Below are 24,096 nucleotides of genomic sequence, written 5' to 3'. Positions count from 1 at the left end.
CGTTCGGGTGGCGGTGCTCCCCCGGCGCGGGGCCCGGCCCGCCGGTGCCGCCCGGAGGCTCCCGGAGGGCGTCGGAAGGTACCCGGGGACCGCCGGGCGGCACCGGCACCGGCACGGGCTCCGGCGCCGGAACCGCCCTCGGATGCCGAAAGTCGGAACGTACGGGAACCGACGGCTCCGGCCGTCCGACTGCTGGGGGGTGAGTGCGAAGTCGCCGGGTGTCCGGCCGTCGAGTGTGCTGGCGGGGTTCGCCCTGCTGCTGGTGGTGGTGTTCGTGGTGGCCTTCGCGGTGGGGCGCCAGGCGGGGCCGGTGTCGCCCGGGCTGCGGCCCGCGCCGGCGGGTGGCAGCGCGCCCGGGACGGGTGGGCACGACATGGGCGGGATGCCGTGAGCCCCGTCGCGGGGGCCGGCACCGGGGCCCTGGTGAGCACCGACCTCGCGGTCGGCGGGATGACCTGCGCGGCCTGCGTCGGCCGGGTGGAGAAGCGGCTGGCCCGGATCGACGGGGTGACGGCCGGGGTGAACCTGGCGACCGGGCGGGCCCGGGTGCTGCACCCGGCCGGGGTGCCGGTCGCGGAGCTGGTGGCGGCGGTCGAACGGGCCGGCTACACCGCCGAGCCGGCGCCCGAGGGCGTCGGCGTCGGGCTCCCGGCGGAGGAGCCGCGGGAGCGCCTGCGGCTGCTGGTGACGGCCCTGTCGGCCGTCCCGGTGGTGGTGCTGTCGATGGTGCCGGCGCTGCAGTTCACCGCGTGGCAGTGGGTCTGCTTCGCGCTGGCCGTCCCGGTGGTGACCTGGGGGTCGGCGGGGTTCCACCGGCGGGCCTGGCAGGGGCTGCGGCACGCCGCGGCCACCATGGACACCCTGGTCAGCCTGGGGGTGGTGGCCTCCTTCGGCTGGTCGGCCTACGCGCTGCTGTTCGGCGGCGCCGGGGATCCCGGCATGCGGATGCCGTTCTCGCTCACCGCGGACGGCGGCGGCGCGGCGCACGTGTACCTGGAGGCGGCGGTGGGCGTGCCGCTGTTCGTCCTGGCCGGGCGGCTGCTGGAGGGCCGGGTGCGGCGGCGCAGCGGTTCCGCCCTGGCGGCGCTGGCCGGGCTGGGCGCGAAGGAGGTGTGCGTCCGGACTCCCGGGGGTGCCGAGGAGCGCCTCGTCCCGATCGAACTGCTGCTTCCGGGGCAGGAGTTCGTGGTGCGGCCGGGCGAGCGGGTGGCCACCGACGGGGTGGTGGTCGAGGGCGGTTCGGCGCTCGACCTGAGCCTGCTGACCGGGGAGAGCGTGCCGGTCGAGGTCGGCCCCGGGGACGCCGTCGCGGGTGCGACGGTGAACGTCGGCGGCGCGCTGGTGGTGCGGGCGACGGCCGTCGGCGCGGACACCCAGCTGGCCAGGATCACCGACCTGGTGGCGGAGGCGCAGGCCGGCAAGGCCCGGGCGCAGCGGCTGGCGGACGCGGTGGCCGGGGTCTTCGTGCCCAGCGTGCTGGCCGTGGCGGTCTGCGTGCTGGGCTTCTGGCTGGGCGCGGGCGCGTCCGCGCAGGCGGCGGTGACGGCGGCCGTCGCGGTGCTGGTGGTGGCCTGCCCGTGCGCGCTGGGCCTGGCGACGCCGACGGCGCTGCTGGCGGCGACGGGGCGGGGCGCCGAACTGGGCGTGCTGGTCCGCGGCCCGGAGGTGCTGGAGAGCCTGCGCCGGGTGGACACCGTGGTGCTGGACAAGACCGGGACGCTGACCACCGGGCGGATGGAACTGGCGTCGGTGACGGTGGCCGACGGGCCCGGGGCCGCCTCCGGGGACGCGGTGCTGCGGCTGGCCGGCGCGGTCGAGCACCGGTCGGAGCATCCCGTCGGACGGGCCGTCGCGGCGGCGGCGCGGGAGCGCTGCGGCACGCTGCCGGCCGTGGACGGGTTCGCGGCCACGGCCGGGCTCGGGGTGTCGGGGGCGGTGGAGGGCCGGTCCGTCCGGGTGGTCCGGCCGGACGCCGCGGGGCCACTGCCCGAGGTGCTGGCCGCCGCGGTGACGGCGGCCGGGGCGGCGGGCCGGACGGCGGTGCTGGTGGAGCTGGACGGGCGGGCCGCGGCGGTGCTCGCCGTCGGTGACACGCTGCGCGCGGGCAGCTGGCGCGCCCTGCACCGGCTGCGCGGCCTGGGGCTGGAGACCGTGCTGCTGACCGGGGACGGCCCCGGCGCGGCGGAGGCGGTGGCCCGCGAGCTCGGCATCGAGCGGGTGCACTTCTCGGCCTCCCCCGAGCGCAAGGCCGAGGTGGTGGCCGGGTTGCGGGCCGCGGGGCGGACCACCGCGGTGGTCGGCGACGGCGTCAACGACGCGGTGGCGCTGGCCTCGGCGGACCTCGGGGTGGCGCTGGCCTCGGGCACCGACGCCGCGATCGGCGCGGCCGGGCTGACCCTGGTGCGCGGTGACATCGAGGCGGTGGTGGACGCCGTCCGGCTGGCGCGGCGCACGCTGGCGACGATCCGGGTCAACCTGCTCTGGGCCTTCGGCTACAACGTGGTGCTGATCCCGCTGGCGGCGGTCGGGCTGCTCAACCCGATGCTGGCGGCGGTGGCGATGTCGCTGAGCTCGCTGCTGGTCGTCGGCAACAGCCTGCGGCTGCGCACCTGGCAGCCGGGCCGGGGCGCCCCGACGGCCCCCGGCCGGGCGCGGCGCCGCACGGACGGACCGGGCCGATGAGCGGACGGACCGACGGACCGGCGGACGGACGGGTGAACGGGCGACGGATGAACGGGCGACGGGCGGACGGGCGACGGATGAGCGGGCGACGGGCGGACGGGCGACGGATGAGCGGGCGACGGGCGGACGGGCGACGGATGAGCGGGCGACGGGCGGACGGACGGGTGAACGGGCCGCGGACCAGCGGACGGCGGACGAGCGGGCGCGCCGAGCGCCTCCGGGCGGTCGCGCCCCCGGTCGGCGCGGCGGTGCTGGCGCTCGCCCTGCTGACCGGGTGGACGGCGGTCGGCGGTGCCGGCCGGGCCCGGCCGGTGGAGGCCGGGCCGGGGTGGGTGCTGCTGCCGACCGGCGCCGCCCCGGCGGTGGCGGCCTTCTTCACGGTCCGCAACCCGGGCGACGTCTCGGACGAACTGGTCGGCGCCCGCTGGGAGTTCGGCGGTCATCTCACCCTGAAGCGGCATCTGCACCAGGGTGCGGCGGGCCGCTGGGAGCCGGTGGCCGCGCTGCCCGTCCCGGGCCGCGGCGAGCTGGTGATGTCCCCGGAGGACTCCGACCTGCTGATCGCCGACCCGCCGCCGCTGCAGGCCGGCCAGTGGGTGGAGTTCACCCTCTCCTTCCGCCGCAGCCCGGAGCTGCGGCTCAGGGCCCAGGTGCTGCCGCCGGCCTCCCGCCCGCGCTGAGCCCGCGGTCCGTCGCGGGCAGCGGGGCCCGCCCTCTCAGGAGCCGCCGAGCAGCTCGGTGACCGGCCGCCTGGGGGTCGCCGCCCCGGGCGGCCCGTAGCCGACCCGCAGGACGAGCTGGACGTGCCCCGGCCCCTCGGCCGGGTCGCGCAGCGCCCACCGGGTGTCCGGCCACTCGACGGCCTGGTGCCAGACCGTCAGCCGTACGCCGTGCACCGTGGCCAGCAGCCAGACGTGCTGCAGGGCCTGCCCGGTGGCCAGCCAGTCCACCGGCCCGTCGCCGCCGGTGGCGAGGGTGCACAGCTGGGGCAGCGCCTCGAAGCGGCGGGAGGGCTGCGCGGGCCGGTGCGGCGGGCGGCCGGCGAACTCCCGCATCGGGACGCGGGCGTCGTGGTCCTGCGGGCCGAGGGCCTCGTACGGGATGCCGTCCCCGGCGGCGCCGGAAGTACCGTCGGGCGCCGCGCCCGGCCCGGCGCGCAGCCAGTCGCGGGTCTCGGCCGAGCGAGCCGGGTCGGCGGTGTTGCGGTGCTCGGCCTCGGCGGTGAGCGCCAGCACCCGGCGGACGCCGGCCTCCTCCAGCGGGACGAGCACCACGCCCTCCTCCCCGGCGGCGCCGATCAGCTCGCCGAGGACCGCCTCGGGCACGTCGCGCTGGGCGAACGGCTGGCGGCTCGAGTGCCGGGCGGTGATGGCGGGGTAGAGGTCGCGGCCGAACGGGCGCCGGCTGCGGGCCGGGGCGGCGAGGTCGAGGACGGCCAGCAGGGTCGGGTCGGCCTCGTCCGGGAGCAGCCGGACCACCGGGTCGCGGCCGAGCCGCGCGGCGGCGACCCGGAGGTTGAACACGGCGGCGCCGACGGCGATGTGCTGCGCCGCGCCCGTCGGGTCGGCGAGCGGCACCGCGCGGCCGGGGTCGGTGTGCACGGCGAGTCCGTGCCCGTCCGGGGTCGGCGTGAAGCGCCACGGCTGGCTGTTGTGCAGCGACGGCGCCGCGCCGCCCGCGAGGGCGAGCAGCTGCAGGTCCGCCGGGGTGAGGGTCAGGGGGAGGGAGGTGCCGGTCATGGTGATCCACTCCTGGGACGTGTCCGGGGTCCGGCCGTCGCACGGGGACGCGGGAACACTGAACGCGGGACCGCGGGACCGCGTGCCGTGCCGGACCGGAGGTCGCGGCGCGCCCGGCGGGGGCCGTCGGCCCGTCCCGGGGTCCGCCCGCCCGGACGGGCGCCGTGACCTCGCTGCTTCCGAGCCTGCGCCGGGGGCGCGGCGGGCGCCAGGGTCCAACGGCCCGTCGTCGCACCCGCCCGCCGGACGGACGCCGGGCGGGTGCGACGGCGGTCCGGGGCCCGGGCCGGGTGCCCGCCGGTCAGCCGGTCAGCCGGTCAGCCGTGCGGGACGACGGCGACCGGCGCCTGCGCGTGGTGCAGCACCGCGTGAGCGACCCGGCCGAGCCGGGGGCCGAACTCGATCGGCCGGTGCCGCCGGCCGACGACCACCAGAGCGGCCCCGGCAGAAGCGTCCACCAGGCCGCGGGCAGCCCCCAGCCGGACGTCCTCGACCACCGCGGTGCCGGGGTGCCGCTCGCGTTCCGCGGCCACGGCGAGCGAGAGCAGTTTGGCCTCCAGGGCCTCCAGCTGGGCGATCTCGGTGGCCGGTACGGCACCGCCCGCGTAGCCGAACACCGGCGGGAGGTCCCAGCCGTGCACGGCCCGCACCCGGGCGCCGCGCAGGGCCGCCTCGCGGAAGGCGAAGGCGAGCACCTCGTCCTGCGGGTCCTGCGCGTCGACGCCGACCACGACCTCGGGCCCGTCGCCGCCGCCGGCCGTGCCGGGTTCGCGCACCACGACCACCGGCACGCCGCTGCGGGCGGCGGCGGCCATGCTCACCGAGCCGAGCAGCAGGCCGGTGAAGCCGCCGCGGCCGCGGGAACCGAGCACCAGCAGGTCGGTGTCGGCCGCGGCGGCGACCAGGCCGTCGACCGGCGCGTCCAGCACGCCGTCGGTCCGCACCTCCAGGCCGGGGTGGCGCTCGCGGACCTCCCCGGCGGCCGCGGCGAGGACCCGCTGCGCGGCCGCGGGCAGGTCGTCGGGCTCGGCGAAGGCCGATTCGCCGTCGGTCAGCCACGGCCAGGCGTGCACCAGGCGCAGCGGCACTCCGCGCAGCCGGGCCTCCCCGGCGGCCCAGTGGGCGGCGGCGGTGCTCTGCGGCGAGCCGTCGACCCCGGCCAGCACGGCCGGCACCGGGTGCCCGCCGCTCTCGTTGACGTACGCGCTCCGCTCACTCACGAGGTCCTCCACTGTGTCGGTCCGGCGGGTCGGCGCCGGGCGGCGGCGCACTGACGGCCCGTCCGCTCCTCCCCCACCCTGGCGGTGCGCGGCGGCCGGCGACAGGGGCCCGAGGACCCCGGGGGACGGGACGAAAGGCCCGCCCGACGGAGCGTACGGCCGACCCCGGCGTGCGGTGCGCCGACACCCGGGCACTACGGTGAACCGGGCGATCCCGCAGGTGGGACGGCACCCGGGGCAGCGGGTGCGGCGCGCGGGGCGGACACGAGGAGGACACCGGTGGGCGGAGCGGACGGCAGCGCGGCGGGCGGCGGCGCGCGGATGCCCCGGCTGCGCCTGGACGAGCTGCTGGAGGAGCTCCAGTGGCGGATCGACGCGGCACGCGGGACCAGGGACCGGGTGCACAGCCTGCTGGAGGCGGTGCTCGCGGTCGGCCGGGAGCTGGACCTCGCACAGGCGCTGCACCGCATCGTCGAGGCGGCCGTCGACCTGGTGGACGCCCGCTACGGCGCGCTCGGCGTGATCGGCCCGGACGGGCACACGCTGTCGCAGTTCCTGACGGTGGGGATGTCGGAGGAGGAGATCGCCGAGGTCGGTCCGCCGCCGTCCGGCCGGGGCATCCTGGGCGAGCTGATCCGTGATCCGCAGCCGCTGCGCTGCCCGGTGCTGTCCGAGCACCCGGCCTCGGTGGGCTTCCCGCCGAACCATCCGCCGATGCACACCTTCCTGGGGGTCCCGGTGCGGGTGCACGGCGAGGTGTTCGGCAACCTGTACCTCACGGACAAGCGCGGCGGTCTGGACTTCGACGCCGACGACGAGGCCGTGATCGCCACCCTCGCGGTCGCGGCCGGGGTGGCGATCGACAACGCCCGCCTGTACGAGGAGGCGCAGCTGCGCCAGCGCTGGCTGCGGGCGAGCGCGGAGATCTCCCGCAGCCTGCTGTCGGGGGCGCCGCGGCTGGAGGTGGTGGAGCTGATCGCCCGCCGGGCGCGGGAGATCGCGGGCGCCGACCTGGCGGACGTCTCGGTGGCGGTGGCCGGTCCGCAGGAGCCGGCGGCGGAGCTGACGGTGGAGGTGGCGCTGGGCGGGGAGCCGTCGGCGCGGCTGGGGGTGACGGTGCCGGTGGACGGCACGCTGTCGGGCGCCGCGTACGCCTGCGGGTCCCCGGTGACCAGTGACGAGCTGGCCTGCGACGCCCGCTACCCGGCCGGGCCGGCTGGGCGGTTCGCGGGGCTGGGCCCGGCGGTCGCGGTGCCGCTGGGCACCGGAGCGGGGTACGGGCGGGGCGTGCTGCTGCTGGCCCGGGCGGCGGGGCAGCCGGGTTTCGGGCCGGACGAGACCGGGCCGCTGCTGGGTTTCGCGGACCAGGCGGCGCTGGCCCTGGAGCTGGCCGAGCGGCGCCGCGACGCCGAGCAGCTGACCCTGCTGGAGGACCGCGACCGGATCGCCCGTGACCTGCACGACCTGGCGATCCAGCGGCTGTTCGCCACCGGCATGACGCTGCAGAGCGCCGGACGGCTGATCGACAGCCCGGCCGCGGCGGACCGGGTGGCCCGGGCGGTGGCGGACCTGGACGAGACGATCAAGATCATCCGTTCGACCATCTTCGGGCTGCGCGCGCACAGCGAGCCGGACCGCGGTCTGCGGGCCCGGGCCACCCGGGCCGTCGCCGAGGCGCAGGGGACGCTCGGGTTCGCGCCGCGGCTGAGCATGGAGGGCCTGCTGGACACCGACGTGCCGCAGGAGCTGGCCGAGCACGTGGTGGCCGTCCTCGGCGAGGCGCTCAGCAACGCGGCCCGGCACGCCCGGGCGAGCCGGGTGGAGGTGACGCTGCGGGCGCTGGCGGGGCGGGTGGCGCTGACCGTCTCCGACGACGGGGTGGGGGTCACCGAGGGGGGCCGGCGCAGCGGGCTGCGCAACCTCGCCGAGCGCGCCGAGCGGGTGGGCGGGACGTTCGCGGTCGGGCCGGGCGACGACGGTGGCACCCGGGTGGTCTGGGAGGCCCCGCTGGGCTCCTGACCATCCGTCGGATGGTCCGGGGGGCGCCTTCGGTACGGTCCGGGGGGCGCCGTCGGTACGGGCCGCCGCGGCCCGGCGCGACGTCGTCCTCACCCGAACGACCGAACCGGCCCGGGTGGCTTCACACTTCGAGCACGCCCCCCTCGAACTGCATCCCCAACATCCATTGTCGCAACGCATGTTCGACGGTAGAGTCGCCGTTCGCCGAGCACGGATGAGCATTCGACAGCGTCATTTGGGGCGGGCATGTCAATTAATCGCGACACCCTCCAGGTCACTCCCGACCTGATCGACGCGTTCACGGAAATGGCACGTCGAAATCCCCACCGCCCAGCGGTGGTTCAGCAAGGACGCAGTATCGGTTACGGCCGGCTCGCGGAGCTGGCGAACACCCTGGCCACACGGCTGGGGCCGGACCCGGGCACGGTCGCCGTGCCGGCCGTCCACACGGCCGAAACGGTGGTCGCACTTCTCGGCGTGCTGACCGCCGGGGGCGTGTATTGCCCCGTCGATCCGGCATTCCCGACGGTGCGCCGACAAGCCATGTCGGCGTCCGCGAACTGTCGGGTGCAGGTGGCCGGCCGGGACGCTCCTGCCACCCAACTCGACCTCCGATTAGTCGAGTTACCGACGCTCCTGGAATTCCCCGGAGATCCGCCGGGCACCCGCCCGCCGGACCGCGCCGAATACGGCCCGGAACAACCGGCCTACATTCTCTTCACGTCGGGTTCGACCGGGCAGCCGAAACCCGTCGCCACCCCCCGCCGTGCCGCAGCGGCCGCGGCCCACGCGCTGCGGGGGCTCTTCCGACTCACCCCCGACGACCGGGTGCTCCAGTTCGCCTCGCTCAACTGGGACACCTGCTTCGAGGAGATCCTCCCGGCGCTCACCGCGGGCGCCACCCTCGTCCTCGACCCCGACGCGCACAGCGGGTCCTTCCCGCGCTTCCTGCGGATGGTCGAGCGCGAGCGGATCACCGTCCTCGACCTGCCGACCGCCTTCTGGCACGAACTCGTCCACCACCTGGTCGACGGTGGCGACCGACTCCCGTCCTGCCTAAGCCTGTTGGTGATCGGTGGCGAGGCCGCCAACCCGGCCCGGCTGGCCGACTGGAGCCGGCTGGACACCGGGCGGATCCGACTGCTGAACACCTACGGCTGCACCGAGACCACCCAGATCACCCACGCCGTCGACCTCGCCGGCCCGCTCGCACCCGAGCGGCACTGGGACGGCACCGCCCCCGCACCGATCGGCCGCGCCCTGCCGCACGTCGTCGAACGCCTCGACGACAGCGGCGAGTTGCTGATCGGCGGGCCGGGCGTCGCGCTCGGCTACCTCGGCCTGCCCGAGGCGACGGCCGCCCGGTTCACCACCCTCGACGGCGAGCGGTACTTCCGCACCGGCGACCGGGTGAGCCGCGGCCCGGACGGACTGCTCACCCACCAGGGGCGCCTGGACGGCGAGTTGAAGGTCCGCGGGATCCGGGTCGACCCGGCCGAGATCGAGGCCCAGCTCACCGCGCACCCCGACGTCACCGCCGCGGCCGTCACCGGTACCACCGCGGCCGGCCGCACCACCCTGGTCGCGTACGTGGTGGCCCGCCGCCACGCCTCGGCCGACGGCCTGGACGCCGCGCTGCTCTCCCACCTCAGGGCCCGGGTGCCCGGCCACCTGGTGCCCGGGCGGATCACCGTCGTCCCGCGGCTCGTCCACACCCCGAGCGGCAAGGTCGACCGGGCCGCCTGCCACCTCCGCTACGCCCACGACAGGTCGAAGGAGACCTCCGTTGAGCACTGACCTCACCACCACCGCCACACCAGAGGCCCTGGTGGCCGTCTTCCGCCGCGTCCTGGAACGCGAGGACGTGACGGCCGACTCGGACTTCTTCGAGCTCGGCGGCGACTCCCTGGTCGCCACCCGGGTCCTCAGCGCCGTCGCCCGCGACCACGGCGTGGAACTGACCTTCGAGGAGTTCCTGCAGGCCACCACCCCGGCCGGCCTCGCCCAGAGAATCACGGCCACCGGATGAGCGGGCGCACCGGCCCCTCCGCCGTCGTGGTCGGCGCCGGGATCGCCGGGCTCACCGCAGCCACCGGGCTGGCCGCGCGCGGGTACCGGGTGACCGTCCTGGAGGCCCGCGACCGGGTCGGTGGACGCACCCACGGCATCGAGGCCGCCCCCGGCGCCTGGGTCGACGCCGGCGCCGCCTACCTGGGAGACCGGCACACCGAACTGCTCGCCCTGATGGCCGAGCTGGGCCTCAAGACCACCCCGACCACGATGCTCGGCGCCAGCCGCTTCGCCCTCGACCCCGACCCGTCCGCCGACCCGGGCCGGGCCGCGACCCGGGACGGCCGGTTCCCGCCGCTCAACGCCGTCGCCCTCGGCGACCTGTTCGAGCAACTGGCCGAACTCACCGCCGCCGTCCACCCGGAGGCCCCCTGGCTGACCCCGGACGCCGAGCGACTGGACGCCCTCACCGCCGCCGACTGGGCCGAGCAGCAGCTCCGCCACCCGGACGCCCGGCTCTTCTTCCCACTCTTCCTCGGCGAGATGACCGCCGCCGACCCGGCCGACGTCTCCGTCCTCCACCTCGCCTTCTACCTGCGCTCCGGCGGCGGGCTGCGCTACCTCAACGCCTTCGCCGGCGGGGCCCAGCAGGACCGCATCGCCGGCGGCGCCCACCAGGTGTGCGAACGGCTGGCCGAGCGGCTCGGCCCCCGGGTGCGGCTCGGCGAGCCCGTCCGGGCCGTCCACCAGGACGCCGACGCCGTCACCGTGGACACCGCGCACGGCAGCCACCGGGCGGACGTCGCCGTCCTCGCCCTGCCGCCGCTGCTCGCCGACGCGATCGACTTCCGCCCCGGACTGCCGGTGCCGCGGGCCGGCGACCGCACCGCACGCGGCTGCGCCGTCAAGGTGCACCTGGTCTACCCGGAGCCGGTCTGGCGCGACCACGGCCTCTCCGGCTGGTCGGTGAACGCCCGCGGGCCCCTGCTCTCCACCGTCGACGACTCCCCCGCCGAGGGCCGGATCGGCGTACTGACCGGCTTCGTCACCGGCGCCGAGGCGCACCGCTTCGCCGCACTCACCGCCCGCCAGCAGCGCGCGGCGGCCGCCGAACAGGCCGCCCAGCTCTTCCCGATGCTGCCCGAACCGATCGACTGCCACGTCACCGACTGGCTCAACGACCCCTACAGCAAAGGCTGTTACGCCGCTCTGCTGGGCCCCGGCGACTGGTCGCGGCTCGGCCCCACGCTGACCACCCCGCACGGGCGCGTGCACTGGGCCGGCACCGAGACCAGCACCGCCTACTTCGGGCTGATGGAGGGCGCGATCCGCTCCGCCCACCGCGTCGTCGCCGAGGTCCTCGCCCGCGGCTGACCGCACCGCACCGCCTCCTCCCCGCGCACCGCCCCTCCCCACGCACGACCCTCTCCCCACCCGGCGCCGGTTTCACGAGAACCCGCGCCCGGCACCCCACGTCCGGAGACCGCCATGAGCGACCAGAGTTCCATCGCCCCCCTCGCCGCCCGACAGCGGCTGATGACCGAACCCGCCCTCGGGGCCGGCAACTTCCTCGACCACGCGATCGCGGCCAACCCCAACCGCGCCGTGCCGTTCGCCTTCACCCACCGCACCGACCACCGCGGCGAGGTGGTGCTGCGCGGCCACAGCCTGCTCGACCTCGCCGCCCTGCGCGACCGCTACGCCGCCTGGTACCACGCCAACGGGGTGCGCCCCGGCGAGCCGGTGGCCATCGTGGTCGGCGAGGGTCTCGAACCGCTGCTGCACTTCCTGGCGCTGACCGCGCTCGGCGCCGTCCCCGCGCTGGTCAACGACGCCATGCGGCACGACGTGATGGTCCGCTACCTGGACCACGTCGGCGTGGTCGGCGTCGTCGCCGACGACCCCACCCGGCTGGCCGCCGCCTACCGCGAGGCCCCGCAGCGCCGCCCGCGCTTCGTCGCGCTCGCCGCCGAGGTGCAGGCCTTCGACGCCGCGTCCGCCGGGCTGCCCGCCGCGTACCCGTACCGGCACGCCGCGGACGACGTGGTGGCCCTCATCCACTCCTCGGGCACCACCGGCACGCCCAAGTCCACCATGCTGGCCCACCGCCAGTTCTGGGACGGCAAGCAGCCGCGCATGGAGCGCTTCCCCGCCGAGCCCTACGACCGGCTGATGTCACTGATGCCGCACACCCACGCCGGCGGTCTGAGCTACTTCCTCACCGCCACCCTGCTCGGCCTGCCCACCGTGGTCATGGCCGACTGGCGGCGCGCCGTCGTCGAGCCGGTGATGGAGGCCTTCCAGCCGACGATGGTCGCCTCCTTCCCGCGCACCTTCGTGGAACTCGCCACCGGCGAGCTCCCCGTCCGCGGCGCCGCCCGGGTGCACTCCTGGTTCAACACCGGCGACAGCGCGCACCACGGCCACATCCGGCGGCTGGTGACGCTCGGCGAGCGGCCCGCCGGACTGATCCGTCCCTGGCTGCTGCCGCAGGAGAAGGCCGAGCAACCCGCCCTGCCCGGCTCCCAGTTCGTCGACGGCCTCGGCTCCTCCGAGATGGGCATGGCGTTGTTCGGGCAGGTCACCACCCCGGAGAGCCCCCGCGACGACCGCTGCGTCGGCAGGCCGCTGGAGGTCGTCCTGAAGGCCGCCGTGCTCGACCAGGACGGCGCCGAGGTCCCCGACGGCACCGTCGGCATGCTCGGCGTCGTCACCCCCTCCCGGACCCCGGGCTACTGGAACGACCCGCGGCTGACCGGCAGCTTCGAGCTGGCCGGCTACTGGCTCACCGGCGACCTCGCCCGCCGCGACCCGGACGGCCGGTTCTACCACCTCGACCGCACGGTGGACGTCATCGACACCGCCGACGGCCCGGTGCACAGCCTGCCGATCGAGGAGGTGCTGCTCGCCGACTGCGCCGACCTGGTGCGGGACTGCTCCGTGATCGGCCTGCCCGGCGCCGCGGGCGAGGGCCAACGCCCCGTCGCCGTCGTCCAGTTGCAGGCCGAGGCGGCCGACGCCGACACCGAGCGGGTACGGACGGCGGCCAACGAGGCGCTGGCCGGGGCCGGACTGGCCGCACTCGCCGCCGTCCGGATCGCCCGCACCCCGGAGGACTTCCCGCTCGGGCCGACCGGCAAGGTGCTCAAGCGCGAACTGCGGACCCGCCTCGCCGGCCTGCTCACCGCCTCCGCCGGCCAGTAGCCGGCCATGGACCACCCCGAGATCCGCCAGCCGTACCAGTACACGCGCACGCCCCTGGTCGAACCGGACTGGCGGCGGCTGCCGGGCTGGCGCGACGTGACGGACGCCCAGTGGCGCGACCCGCAGTGGCAGCGCTCCCACTCGGTCAAGACGGCCCGCCAGCTGCGGGCCGTCACCGGCCCGCTGCTGACCGACCGGTTCTACGAGGGACTCTCCGCCGACCAGGCGCAGTTCGCCACCATGCCGATGCTGCTGCCACCGCAGATGCTGAACACCATGGCCCCGGACGCCCCGGACGCCCCGGCGGCCTACACCGAGGCGTTCCTGGCCGACCCGGTGCGCCGCTACATGCTGCCGGTGCGCGCCGACCGGCACCCGCGGTGGCCCAGCCACCCGCGGGCCGAGCGGGACTCCCTCCACGAGGCCGAGATGTGGGCCGTCGAGGGGCTGACGCACCGCTACCCCACCAAGGTGCTGGCCGAGCTGACCGCGACCTGCCCGCAGTACTGCGGGCAGTGCACCCGGATGGACCTGGTCGGCACCTCCACCCCGCAGGTCGCCAAGACCCGGCTGCTGCTGCGCCCCGCCGACCGGCAGGAGCAGATGCTCGACTACCTCAAGCGCACCCCGGCGGTGCGCGACGTCGTGGTCTCCGGCGGCGACCTCGCCAACGTCCCGTGGCCGCGCCTGGAGTCCTTCCTGCTGCGGCTGCTGGACCTCGGCTCCGTCCGGGACATCCGGCTCGCCAGCAAGGCCGTGGTCGGGCTGCCGCAGCACTGGCTGCAGCCCCGGGTGCTGGAGGGCGTGGCCCGGGTCGCCGACCTTGCCGCCCGCCGCGCCGTCAACCTCGCCGTGCACACCCACGCCAACCACGTGCGGTCCGTCACCCCGCTGGTCGCCGAGGCCGCCCGGGCGCTGCTGGACGCGGGCGTCCGGGACGTCCGCAACCAGGGCGTGCTGATGCGCGGCGTCAACGACACCCCGGAGGACCTGCTGGACCTCTGCTTCGCCCTGCAGGGCGAGGCGAACGTCCTGCCGTACTACTTCTACCTCTGCGACGTCATCCCCGGCGCGGAGCACTGGCGGACCCCGCTGCACCGGGCGCAGCACCTCCAGGAGGCGATCATGGGCTACCTGCCCGGCTACGCCACGCCACGCCTGGTCTGCGACGTCCCCGACGTCGGCAAGCGGTGGGTCCACCAGGCGGTCGCCTACGACCGCGAGCGCGGCATCTCGTACTGGACGAAGAACTACCGCACCAGCCTGGACGGCGACGACGGCCCGCAGGCCCCGCTCGACCGGCGCCACCCCTACTTCGACCCGGTGGACACCCTCCCCGAGGCCGGCCGCCGCTGGTGGTCCGGGCAGTCCGCCACACCGCGAGGAGCACGATGAGCACACCCGCCCCGGCCGGCGAACTGCGCCGCCTGTGCTGGATCTTCCCCGACCGGGAGTCCTCCCGGATGGCCGGGATGTGGCACGGCTTCTTCTGGGACCTGTACGCCGAGTGCGCCGCCGACCTCGGGCTGCGCTGGACCAGGCACGCCCCGGAGGCCGTCACGGTGGACGCCACCGGCCCCGGCCGGCCCCGGGTCTACGTCGACGACGAGCCGGTCACCCCCGAGGACACCCTGTTCATCACCGCGCTGTACTCGCTGCCGTACCAGTCGATGGACGTCTTCAACCAGTACGCGCTCTACGCGGTGCTCGAACAGGCCGGCTTCTACCTGCCGTTCCCGCCGCAGGTCTCGCTGATCGGCAACGACAAGCTGGCCACCCTGCTGTTCCTGGCGGGATCCCCCGTGCCGACCATCCCGACCGTGCGGATCGGCACCGGGCGCGACATCAGCAAGCACGTCTACGAGGTCGCGCTCGGGGGCATGACCTACCCGGCCATCGTCAAGCCGGCCGGCTGGTGCGGCGGCGGCGGGATCAACCTGGCCCGCGGCCCCGAGGACATCCGGGGCCTGGCCAGCCTCGCCCAGGGCGGCGACACCACCCTCGTCGTCCAGCCGTACCTCGGCGACGGCACCATCGACTACCGGGTCTACGTCGTCGACGGCCGGCCCCACGCGGTGATGAAGCGGACCCCGGAGGCCGGCTCGCCGGTCGCCAACGCCAGCCGCGGCGGCGCCATGGAGTTCCCGCCCGTGCCGCCCGAACTCGCCGCCGCCACCGCCTGGTTCGCCGAGCGGTTGCCGATCCCGTTCTTCTGCGTCGACTTCCTGTACGACGGCGAGCGGTACTGGTTCTCCGAACTCGAACCGGACGGCGTCATCGCCCCCGACTTCAGCGACCCGGAACGCACCCTCCAGCGCGACGTCACCCGCGCCCGCTTCACCGCCTACCGCGACGGCCACGCCAAGTGGCTCGCCGACGGCGCCCGCCCGCTGACCCTCGACCCGACCCACCGGACGGACCCCCGATGACCGCCTCCTTCTCCCTGCCCCCCGAGGCCGCCGAACCCCGGCTGGACGTCGCCCGGCGCACCCTGGAACGGCTGCGCGGCGTCCCCGCGCTGGCCGCCCGCTACGCCGCCCACGTCAACGTGCACACCCTGGAGCGGCTCGCGGCGCTGCCCCCGCTCGCCAAGGACGACCTCAACACCGCCCTCGCCCACCTGGAGCCGGCCGCCGAGCACTCCGCCACCTGGCTGTTCCAGAGCGGCGGCAGCACCGGCGCCCCCAAGGTCGGCTACGCGCCCACCGGCTTCTACATGGCCGGCGTGCACGCGCACTGGCAGCCGCTCGACCGCACCGACGTCTTCGCCAACGCCTGGGGCGCCGGCCGGATGTGGGGCGCGCACTACCTCGCCGCCGGGCTCGCCGACCTCTCGGGCTGCCGGATCATCGCGCTCGGCTCCGTCACCCGCGAGGAGTACGGCGACTGGCTGGCCTTCCTGGCGGACCGGGGGGTCACCGCGATCGGCGGCACGCCCAGCGTGCTGCGGCTCTGGTTCGCGCACGCCCGCGCCACCGGCGTCCGGCTCCCCTCGCTGCGCAAGGTGCTCTGGCTCGGCGAGGCCTGGCAGCCCCAGCTCGACGAGGACCTCGCCGTGGTGGCGCCGCAGGCCCGGCGCTGGGGGATGTTCGGCAGCACCGAGACCTGGGTGGTCGGCACCAACACCCCGGACTGCCCGGCCGACACCTTCCACCCGCTGCCCCACCAGCTGGTCCACGTGGACGCCGACGGCCTGCTCGACTTCACCACCCTCGATCCCGAGATGCTCAACCCGGTGCTGCGCTACCACACCGGCGACGCGGGCGAGTTGACCGCCTGCCCGTGCGGCCGCCCGGGCCCGGCGATGCGGGTGCTGGGCCGGCGCGACAGCGTCGTCCAGGTCCGCGGCCTCGGGCTGGACGTGGACGAGCTGATCACCCGGGCCGAGCGCGAGCCCGGCGTCGCCCGCGCCCAGGTGGTGCTCACCGAGCAGCGCGGCCGGGCCACCGGGGTGGACGTCCTGCTGCTCGCCGACGGGCCGGGCGCCGCGCCCGACGCCGAGCGGCTGCGCAAGGCACTGCTCGCCGCCACCTTCACGCTCAGCACCGCCTTCCAGCACGACCCGGAGTCCTTCCGGGTGCGCCCGGTGGACGCGCTGGTCAGCAACGGCCGCACCGGCAAGACCGCGGCCCTGGTCGTCCGGGAGGAGTCGTGACGGCGAAGGCCCCGGCGCCGCCGGGCCGGCCGGCGCCGCTCGGGCGGAGCTTCCAGCTGTTCTGGGCCGGGCAGACCGTCAGCCTGGTCGGCGACAAGGTCACGGTGTTCGTCGTCCCGACCCTGATGATCTTCGTGCTGCACGCCTCCGCCCTCCAGGTCGGCGTCGTCGCGATGGCCCAGTACCTCGGCATCCCGCTGCTCGGCCCGATCGCCGGCGTGCTGGTCGACCGCTGGGACAAGCGCCGGACGATGCTCGCCTGCGACCTGGTCCGGCTGCTCGCGGTCGCGGCGATCCCGCTCGCGTACGCGCTGGACGTGCTCTCCACCCCGCTGCTGTTCGGCTGCGTGGCGGTGATCAGCGGCGCGACCATCTTCTTCAACGTCGGCTACCTGGTCGCCGTCCCGGCCGTGGTGCCCGAGGACGGCATGGTCCGCGCCTACTCCCGGCTGGAGGGCAGCGGCTCGGTCGCCGAGGTCGCCGGGCCGTCCGTCGCGGCCGCCCTGTACGGCGCGCTCGGCGTCGGCGCCCTGCTCGTCGACGCGGCCAGCTACCTGGTCTCCGCGGTCTGCTTCCGCTCCATGCGCCCCTGGGGCGAGCGGACGGTCGAGGAGGGCTCCGTCCGGGAGCGGCTCACCAGGGGCTTCCGGCTCAACTGGGCCGACCCGGTGCTGCGCCGGATCGTCCTGTCCGCCGTCACGCTCAACTCGGGCGGACCGGTCTTCGTCACCGTCCTGCCCGTCCTCGCCTACCGGGGCCTCGGCGTCCAGGTCGGCGTGTTCGGCGCGGCCATGTCCGTCGCGGCACTCGGCGCGCTGGCCGGCGCGGTGGTCGCACCGCGGATCAGCCGGCGCTTCGGCCTCGGCCGGACGATGGCCTGGTCGCTGCTGCTGCACTGCCTGGTCGGCCTCGGCGTGCTGGCCGCGCCCGCGCTGCCGGCCGGCCCGGTGATCGCGGTCACCATGGGCTGCTACGGCTTCTTCATGTCCTGCATCAACGTGTGCAGCGCACCCGCCCGGCAGTCCCGGATGACCTCCCGCAACCAGGGCGTCATGCACGCCGCCTTCCGGACCGTCACCTGGGGCGTGATCCCGCTGGCCGCGCTGGTCGGCGGCCTGGCCGTCAGCCTGCTCACCGGGCCGCTGGGCATCCTGGACGCGGCCCGGGTGGTGATGGCCGGCGGCACCCTGCTGGCCGCCTGCTCCTTCCTCCCGGCGCTCGGCATCCAGCCGCTGCTCGACGCCGCCGCGCCCGCGCCCGCCCCGGCCGACGGAGCGGACGAGGCCGACGGGGCCGACGCGCTCGCGGAGAGCGCCCCGTGAGCGCGGCGCCCGGCGGCGCGGCGCCCACCGACGGTGCACCCACCGGCGGAGCACCCGGACCGGACCGGCCGGCCGGCGCCCGCGCCGACGGCCGGGTCCTGCTGATCACCGGGACGTCCTCCGGCATCGGCCTGGCCACCGCCGTCGCCGCGGCCCGCGCCGGGTACACCACGGTGGCGACCATGCGCGATCCCGGCCGCGCCGAGGCGCTGCGGGCGGCCGCCGACGCGGCCGGCGTCGCCGTGGAGGTGCGCCGGCTCGACGTCACCGACCCGGGCTCCGTCACCGACTGCCTGGAGGAGGTGCGCCGCACCCACGGACGGCTGGACGCCCTGGTCAACAACGCGGGCGTCGCCAACCACGACCCGACCCTGGAGATGTCCACCGACGCCGCCCTGCGGGCCAACCTGGAGGTCAACTTCTTCGGCGTGGCGACCGTCAGCCGGGCCGCGCTGCCGCTGCTGCGCGCCGCCGGGGGCCGGCTGGTCACCGTCGGCAGCGTGCACGGCGTCGTCGGCCAGCCCTTCAACGAGGCGTACTGCGCCGCCAAGTTCGCCGTCGAGGGGTTCCTGGAGGCGCTGGCCCCGGTCGCGGCCGCCCACGGCGTCCGGGTGTCCGTGGTGGTGCCCGGCTTCGTCCCGGACACCCGGTTCGGCATCTTCCCGGACGTCAACCGCGCCACCATCCGGGCCGCGTCCGGCCCGTACGCGCCCACCTTCGCCGGTTACCTGGAGTGGGTGGGCGGCCAGGGCTGGGAGTCGGCCGGCCAGCCGGCCCGGGAGGTCGCCGGAGTCGTGGTGCGCACCCTGCTCGCCGAACGGCCCCCCTTCCGGGTGCCCGCCAACCGCTGGGCCGCCGACTACCTGGCCGCCAAACTCGCCGACCCCGACGGCTCCGCCGTCCAGGACCTCGCCCGGACCTGGCTCGGGCAGCCCGAACACCCCTGCTGAGCAACGGAGTCCACCACCATGTCCGCCAAGCCCCTGCCCGATCTGATCGCCTTCGCCCGGGCGAACTCCCCGTTCTACGCGGAGCTCTACCGCGACCTGCCGGCCTCCCTCGACCGGCTCGACCAGCTCCCCGTCGTCGACCAGGCCGCGTTCTGGGCCGCCAACGCCTGGCCCGACAACCGCGTCCTGACCGGCCCGCTCAGCGACGCCGGCGTCTACAAGACCGGCGGCACCACCGGCGTCCCCAAGTTCTCGCCGTGGACCCGCGAGGAGCACGCCGACTCGGTCACCGCCTTCGGCGCCGGACTGGTCGGGGCCGGCCTGCGGCCCGGACACCGGGTGGCCAACCTGTTCATGGCCGGCGAGCTCTACGGCGGCTTCCTCTACATCGAGCACGCCCTGCACCACGCGCCGGTCGACAACGTCCGGCTGCCGGTCGGCGGCGCCGCCCCGGACGACTACGTCGCCGACCTGATCACCGGCTTCGGCGTCGACGTGCTCGCGGGCGAGCCGATGAAGCTCAGCGCCGTCGCCGACTGCCTGGTCCGGCGCGGGGAGGTCGCCGACCGCGTCGAACTGCTGCTGTTCGGCGGCGACCTGCTCTTCGCCGACCTGCGCCCGATCCTCTCCCGGGCCTTCCCCCGGGCCGCGGTCGCCTCGGTGGGCTACGCCTCCAACGACGCCGGGCTGGTCGGCGCGCCCGTGCCAGGCGACGACGTCCGGGTGCACGAGGCCTTCGCGCACCGCACCGTGGTGGAACTGGTCGACCAGGTCACCGGCGAGGCCATCACCACCCCCGGCACCCCCGGCCGGGTCGTGGTCACCAACCTGTTCCGCACCCTGATGCCGATCCTTCGCTACCCCACCGGCGACCGCGCCGAGTGGGTCGACGCCGACTGCCGGCGCTTCCGCCTGCTCGGCCGCTCCGCCGAGGGCGCCCGGGTCGGCACCGTCGCCATGCCGACCGAGGAGATCCGGTCCGTCCTGCTGGCCGCCGACCCGGACCGGCGGATCGCCGGCATGCAGCTCGTCCAGCGCCGCTGGGGCGGGCGCGACGGCCTGATCATCCGGCTCGGCCACACCGACCGGCCGGCCGCCGAGGAGCTCGCCGAGCTCGCCGACCGGCTCGTGGAGGCCGTCTACACCGCCCGCCCGCTCTACCCCGCCGAGGTCGCGCTGGGCAGCATCCACGACCTCACCGTGGAGTGGGTGCCGCGCTCGGAGCTGGTCACCAACCCGCGCACCGGCAAGCTCCAGCAGGTGCTGGACGAGCGGCCGCGGGCCTGAGACCGGGCGGGCCGGGCAGGGGGCTCGGCGGGGGCCGCGGGCCGCTCAGCCGGTCTGCGGCCGGCCCCCGATCACCACGCTCTGCCCGCGGAACTCGGCGACCACCCCGCCGTCCGCCAGCCGCACCGTCACGTCGTAGACCCCGGAGCGCCCCGACCGCGAGCGCTCCACCGCCTCGGCCACCAGCTCGTCACCCGGCCGCGCCGGGGCCAGGAAGACCACCTGCGCCGCCTGGGCGACCGTCACCGGGCCGTGGCTGTTGCAGGCGAACGCGAACGCCGCGTCGGCCAGCAGGAAGAGGAAGCCGCCGTGCGCCGTGCCGTGCCCGTTCACCATCGTCGCGGACACCGTCATCCGCGCCACCGCCCGCCCGGCGGACACCTCGTCCAGGGCGATCCCCAGCATCCGGCAGGTCCCGTCGCGCTCGTACAGGGCGGCGATCGCGGGGTCGAGCATGGCGCGTGGTCCCTCCGTCGGCGGTGTCGCGGCCCAGCGTAGGGCACCGCCCCCGGACGCCGGACGGGGCCGCCGTCCGGGGGAACCCCGCCGCGCCGCACCGCCGTTCCCCGCCCCGCCGCGGCCCCGCGCCCTAGGGTCTGTCCTCAAACCCGCGTCTGCGGGGCGACGCCGGGGCACGCACCTCGCCGCGTTGTCGTCGGTCGCCAATGCTCCGCATGGACTCCCTCCTCCGCCTTGCGATGCACCCACCCCAACGCCGCCCCGCCCACCCTCCGGGCGGACGACGGGGGTTTGACGACAGACCCCAGCCCGCTCGCGTTCCCCGAGCACGAGGACGGCCGATGGCCCACAAGTCACCCCTGACCGCCCCGCAGGACGCCGCCCCGGTGCCGTCGGCGCAGCCGCCGAGCGGGTCCGTGACGGCCCTGCGGATCGCGGCCGCCGTGGCCGGTGCGCTCCCCGCCGTGGTGCTGCGGCTGACCGGGGTGCACCCGGCCCCGGTGACGGGCATGGCGGTGTTCGGCCTCGGCGTGCTGTCGGCGGCGCTGCTGCTGATGTGGGCCGCGGAGACCGCCCGCGCGGACATCTCCGGGCCGCTCGCACTGGCCCTGCTGGCGTTCATCGCCGTGCTGCCCGAGTACGCGGTCGACCTCTACTTCGCGTACGCGGCGGGCACCCGTCCCGAGTACGCCGCCTACGCGGCCGCCAACATGACCGGCGCCAACCGTCTGCTGGTCGGCGTCGGCTGGCCGCTGGTCGCCCTCGCCGGCTACCTCGCCGCCCGGCGCCGCGGCGTCGAGCCCGGGATCACCCTGCGGGAGCACCGCCGGATCGACACCGGCTTCCTCGGCGTCGCCGCCCTGCTCGCCTTCGTGATGCCGCTGACCCGGCAGATCTCCTGGGTGCTGGCGGTCGTGCTGATCGCCTGGTACGCCACCTACCTGTTCCGGGTCGGCCGCTGCAGCGAGACCGACGAGGAGGAGCTCGTCGGCGTCCCGGCCCGGTTGGCCGCGCTCCCGCGGCGGCGCCGCCGGGCGACCACCGTCCTGGTCTTCGCGGTGGCCGCGGTCGTGGTCTTCGCCTGCGCCGAGCCGTTCGCCACCTCGCTCGTGGACGCCGGCGCCTCGCTCGGCGTCGACCGCTTCCTGCTGGTGCAGTGGCTGGCCCCGCTCGCCTCCGAGGCGCCCGAGCTGATCGTCGCGGTGGTCTTCGCCTGGCGGCTGCGCGGGGACGACGGCCTCGGCGCGCTGCTCTCCAGCAAGGTCAACCAGTGGACGCTGCTGATCGGCTGCCTCCCGCTCGCCTACCTGGCGGGCGGCGGCGGGGCCTCGCTGCCGCTCGTCGAACGCCAGGTGGACGAGGTGCTGCTGACCGCCGCGCAGACCGTCCTCGCCGTGGTCCTCCTGCTCGACCTGCGCTTCCGCCCGTGGAAGGCCGGGCTGCTCTTCGTGCTGTTCGCCGTCCAGTTCGCCCTCCCCGGCGAGTCCGCCCGGGTCGCGCTCAGCTGGGTGTACCTGGCGCTGGCCGTCCCGCTGCTGGTGGCCCGGCGGCGCCAGCTGCCGCCGACCGTCCGCGCCCTGGCCGGCCGGATCGAGGGCGACCCGCACTGACCGGGCGGGCTCAGGTGCCGGTGCCCAGCCGGGCCGGCGGCCGGGCGTCGCGGCGCAGCGGGGGCAGCCGGCGGCCGGTGACCAGTTCCGGGCGGATCCGGATCCGGACGGCGGCGGGTACGGCCCCGGCGACGGGGCGGACCTGGGCCCGGCCGAGGACGGTGACGCACCAGCCGGAGCCGTCCGGGCCGTCCAGTTCGTCGGCCTCGAAGGCGATGACGGCGTCGTCCACGGCGCGGGCCAGTTCGGAACCGGCCGGGGCCGAGAGCAGGATCCCGCCGTCGCCCGGTTCCAGCCGGAAGTGCACCGGCAGCACCGCCGGGAGGGCGCCGACGGTGTAGACCACCCGGCCGACCACCGCCCTGGCCAGCAGGCCCAGCGCCCGGTCGCGGTCCAGTTCCTGCGGGTCGTGATCGCGGTTCATGCCAGCGATGCTCGCCCGGGCCGGGGCCCGCCCGCGAGGGCCGATGGTCCCGCCCGTGGTCCCCGGTTCCCGGCCGCCGGGCGGGCCGTCAGAACCGCCCGGCACGCAGCGGGGAGTGCGGCGCGGCGGCCTGGGCCTGGCGCAGTTCGGTGGCGATCAGCGCCGCCTGGACGCGCCGTTCCACGCCCAGCTTGGCGAGCAGCCGCGACACGTGGTTCTTGACCGTCTTCTCGGCGAGGTAGAGCCGCTCGCCGATCTGCCGGTTGGTCAGGCCCTCCCCGATCAGGGCGAGCACCTCCTGCTCGCGCTGGGTCAGCGCCGGTCCGGCGGCGACGGGCGGCGCCGGTTCGGCGTCGCTGCGCAGGCGGTTCAGCAGCCGGGTGGCCGCACCGGGGTCGAGCATCGAGCGGCCGGAGGCGACGGTGCGGACGGCGGCGACCAGGTCGGTGCCGCTGATCTGCTTCAGCACGTAGCCGGCGGCGCCCGCCATCACGGCGTCCAGCAGGGCCTCCTCGTCGTCGAAGGAGGTCAGCATCAGGCAGGCGAGTCCGGGCATCCGGGAGCGCAGTTCGCGGCAGACCGACACCCCGTCACCGTCGCCCAGCCGGACGTCCAGCACCGCGACGTCGGGGCGCAGCGCGGGCACCCGGACGAGGGCCTGCTCGGCGGTGGCGGCCTCGCCGACCACCTCCAGGTCCGGCTCGCCGTCCAGCAGGTCGTGCACGCCGCGGCGCACCACCTCGTGGTCGTCCAGCAGGAACACCCGCACCGGAGCCGGTGCCCCGGCACCCGCCGTACTGGTCGCCATCACGCCGCTCCACCTTCGTCGAACCCCCGCGCACTCCCGGCGGGGCCCAGGGCATCATCGCCCACCGCTCGGCGGCGGGCACAGGGCCGAAGGGCCCCACCGCCCCCGGCGCCTCGCCGCCCACCGCCGTCGGGCGCGGTCACCGGCGCCGGGCGTGCCCACCGCCGTCGGGCGCGGTCACCGGCGCCGGGCGCTGCCCAGACCGGCCAGCAGGAAGGCGAGCGCGACGCCCGCCCCGCTCGCCGCGGCCAGCCCCACCCGGGGCCCGAGCCCGCCGCCGGCGGACAGCAGCACGGCCGCCGCCCCCAGGGAGGCGACGGCCGCGCCGACGAGGAGCCAGCCGGCGAGGGCGGGGGCCGCCGGGCGCCGGGGGTGCGGCGCCGGAGCGGCGTCCAGCGCCGCCCAGCGCGCGACGCTCTCCCGCTGCTCGCCGTGCCGGTCCCAGCGGGCGCGCACCCGCAGCGCGGCGCCGCCGACCAGCCCGGCCAGGGCGGTCTGCGCGGCGGGGCGCCAGTCGGGGAGGACCAGCAGCAGCCCGCCGGCCAGGGCGAGGGCCGCCCACCACAGGACGCAGGCGGCCGCGGCGGTGCGGGTGGAGCGGGGGCGGTCGGGGCCGGCCTGCAGGTCGGCGATGGCGGGCAGGTACCAGACGCAGCCGCTGGCGGTGAGGGCGGCGGTGCCGATGGCGAGGACGGTGTGGTTCATGG

The 24,096-nt window shown here is 76.5% G+C and carries 21 protein-coding genes; 15 read left to right on the top strand and 6 right to left on the bottom strand.

The genetic code is table 11. The features are described from left to right. Positions 1-199: 199 nt before the first annotated feature. The 3 genes from ACIA8Q_RS16875 to ACIA8Q_RS16865 all read left to right on the top strand — a co-directional run bounded on the left by ACIA8Q_RS16875 (position 200) and on the right by ACIA8Q_RS16865 (position 3,362). Positions 200-391: a hypothetical protein gene (locus tag ACIA8Q_RS16875; RefSeq protein WP_360220871.1), complete on the top strand. Its 192-nt coding sequence runs from the start codon at positions 200-202 to the stop codon at positions 389-391. Then, positions 388-2,682: a heavy metal translocating P-type ATPase gene (locus ACIA8Q_RS16870; RefSeq protein WP_360220874.1), complete on the top strand. Its 2,295-nt coding sequence runs from the start codon at positions 388-390 to the stop codon at positions 2,680-2,682. The genes ACIA8Q_RS16875 and ACIA8Q_RS16870 overlap by 4 nt, the downstream gene beginning before the upstream one ends. Positions 2,683-2,846: 164 nt before the next feature. Then, positions 2,847-3,362: a copper chaperone PCu(A)C gene (locus tag ACIA8Q_RS16865; protein WP_360220877.1), complete on the top strand. Its 516-nt coding sequence runs from the start codon at positions 2,847-2,849 to the stop codon at positions 3,360-3,362. Between the two features lie 36 nt (positions 3,363-3,398). Here ACIA8Q_RS16865 and ACIA8Q_RS16860 read toward each other — a convergent pair whose 3' ends face one another. After that, a complete protein-coding gene (locus ACIA8Q_RS16860) occupies positions 3,399-4,421 on the bottom strand; it encodes an Acg family FMN-binding oxidoreductase (protein WP_360220880.1) in 1,023 nt (340 codons plus the stop codon). Positions 4,422-4,738: 317 nt separating this feature from the next. Beyond that, on the bottom strand, positions 4,739-5,641 hold the full coding sequence (locus ACIA8Q_RS16855; protein WP_360210382.1) for a universal stress protein: 903 nt from the start codon (positions 5,639-5,641) through the stop codon (positions 4,739-4,741). A gap of 321 nt (positions 5,642-5,962) precedes the next feature. Here ACIA8Q_RS16855 and ACIA8Q_RS16850 point away from each other — a divergent pair, with 321 nt between their 5' ends. The 11 genes from ACIA8Q_RS16850 (at position 5,963) to ACIA8Q_RS16800 (ending at position 20,088) form a co-directional block, all read left to right on the top strand. After that, positions 5,963-7,660 carry a GAF domain-containing sensor histidine kinase gene (locus tag ACIA8Q_RS16850; protein WP_360210390.1) on the top strand — a complete coding sequence of 566 codons (1,698 nt, stop codon included), beginning with the start codon at positions 5,963-5,965 and terminating at the stop codon, positions 7,658-7,660. Between the two features lie 246 nt (positions 7,661-7,906). Continuing rightward, on the top strand, positions 7,907-9,457 hold the full coding sequence (locus tag ACIA8Q_RS16845; protein WP_396317365.1) for an AMP-binding protein: 1,551 nt from the start codon (positions 7,907-7,909) through the stop codon (positions 9,455-9,457). Next, on the top strand, positions 9,447-9,689 hold the full coding sequence (locus tag ACIA8Q_RS16840) for a phosphopantetheine-binding protein (protein ID WP_360210378.1): 243 nt from the start codon (positions 9,447-9,449) through the stop codon (positions 9,687-9,689). The genes ACIA8Q_RS16845 and ACIA8Q_RS16840 overlap by 11 nt, the downstream gene beginning before the upstream one ends. Beyond that, the gene (locus ACIA8Q_RS16835; RefSeq protein ID WP_396317364.1) at positions 9,686-11,044 is read left to right on the top strand and encodes a flavin monoamine oxidase family protein; all 1,359 of its coding nucleotides are present in this window, start codon (positions 9,686-9,688) and stop codon (positions 11,042-11,044) included. The genes ACIA8Q_RS16840 and ACIA8Q_RS16835 overlap by 4 nt, the downstream gene beginning before the upstream one ends. Before the next feature lie 114 nt (positions 11,045-11,158). Further along, positions 11,159-12,874, top strand: coding sequence for a class I adenylate-forming enzyme family protein (locus ACIA8Q_RS16830; protein WP_360210374.1), 1,716 nt, complete (start codon positions 11,159-11,161; stop codon positions 12,872-12,874). Between the two features lie 6 nt (positions 12,875-12,880). Continuing rightward, on the top strand, positions 12,881-14,269 hold the full coding sequence (locus tag ACIA8Q_RS16825; RefSeq protein WP_396317363.1) for a KamA family radical SAM protein: 1,389 nt from the start codon (positions 12,881-12,883) through the stop codon (positions 14,267-14,269). Next, positions 14,266-15,303, top strand: a complete 1,038-nt coding sequence (locus ACIA8Q_RS16820) for a hypothetical protein (protein ID WP_360210370.1) — start codon at positions 14,266-14,268, stop codon at positions 15,301-15,303. The genes ACIA8Q_RS16825 and ACIA8Q_RS16820 overlap by 4 nt, the downstream gene beginning before the upstream one ends. Further along, positions 15,300-16,529: a phenylacetate--CoA ligase family protein gene (locus tag ACIA8Q_RS16815; RefSeq protein WP_396317362.1), complete on the top strand. Its 1,230-nt coding sequence runs from the start codon at positions 15,300-15,302 to the stop codon at positions 16,527-16,529. Before ACIA8Q_RS16820 ends, ACIA8Q_RS16815 begins: the two co-directional genes overlap by 4 nt. Then, positions 16,526-17,851 (top strand): MFS transporter, encoded by a 1,326-nt coding sequence (locus tag ACIA8Q_RS16810; protein ID WP_360210366.1) that lies wholly within the window; start codon positions 16,526-16,528, stop codon positions 17,849-17,851. Before ACIA8Q_RS16815 ends, ACIA8Q_RS16810 begins: the two co-directional genes overlap by 4 nt. Beyond that, positions 17,848-18,801 (top strand): SDR family NAD(P)-dependent oxidoreductase, encoded by a 954-nt coding sequence (locus ACIA8Q_RS16805; RefSeq protein ID WP_396317361.1) that lies wholly within the window; start codon positions 17,848-17,850, stop codon positions 18,799-18,801. Before ACIA8Q_RS16810 ends, ACIA8Q_RS16805 begins: the two co-directional genes overlap by 4 nt. Before the next feature lie 18 nt (positions 18,802-18,819). Beyond that, a complete protein-coding gene (locus ACIA8Q_RS16800; protein ID WP_360210362.1) occupies positions 18,820-20,088 on the top strand; it encodes a phenylacetate--CoA ligase family protein in 1,269 nt (422 codons plus the stop codon). Positions 20,089-20,133: 45 nt separating this feature from the next. Here ACIA8Q_RS16800 and paaI read toward each other — a convergent pair whose 3' ends face one another. Further along, on the bottom strand, positions 20,134-20,544 hold the full coding sequence (paaI, locus tag ACIA8Q_RS16795; RefSeq protein WP_396317360.1) for a hydroxyphenylacetyl-CoA thioesterase PaaI: 411 nt from the start codon (positions 20,542-20,544) through the stop codon (positions 20,134-20,136). A 344-nt stretch (positions 20,545-20,888) separates the two neighbouring features. On the opposite strand from paaI, the gene ACIA8Q_RS16790 reads away from it, so the two are divergent. Continuing rightward, entirely contained in the window at positions 20,889-22,157 is a 1,269-nt protein-coding gene (locus ACIA8Q_RS16790) for a hypothetical protein (RefSeq protein ID WP_396317359.1), read from the top strand. A gap of 10 nt (positions 22,158-22,167) precedes the next feature. Here the strand turns inward: ACIA8Q_RS16790 and ACIA8Q_RS16785 are convergent, their stop codons facing one another. From ACIA8Q_RS16785 to ACIA8Q_RS16775, 3 genes are all read right to left on the bottom strand, one after another. Further along, positions 22,168-22,581: a pyridoxamine 5'-phosphate oxidase family protein gene (locus tag ACIA8Q_RS16785; RefSeq protein ID WP_360210358.1), complete on the bottom strand. Its 414-nt coding sequence runs from the start codon at positions 22,579-22,581 to the stop codon at positions 22,168-22,170. Between the two features lie 88 nt (positions 22,582-22,669). Then, the gene (locus ACIA8Q_RS16780) at positions 22,670-23,389 is read right to left on the bottom strand and encodes a response regulator transcription factor (RefSeq protein ID WP_360210356.1); all 720 of its coding nucleotides are present in this window, start codon (positions 23,387-23,389) and stop codon (positions 22,670-22,672) included. Positions 23,390-23,566: 177 nt separating this feature from the next. Continuing rightward, positions 23,567-24,094 carry a hypothetical protein gene (locus ACIA8Q_RS16775; RefSeq protein WP_360210354.1) on the bottom strand — a complete coding sequence of 176 codons (528 nt, stop codon included), beginning with the start codon at positions 24,092-24,094 and terminating at the stop codon, positions 23,567-23,569. Positions 24,095-24,096 lie beyond the last annotated feature (2 nt).

The organism is Kitasatospora sp. NPDC051705 (assembly GCF_044453265.1).
Classification (GTDB): Bacteria; Actinomycetota; Actinomycetes; order Streptomycetales; family Streptomycetaceae; genus Kitasatospora.
Note: the sequence above shows the minus strand (reverse complement) of the source record. Positions and strands in the feature narration are given on the sequence as shown.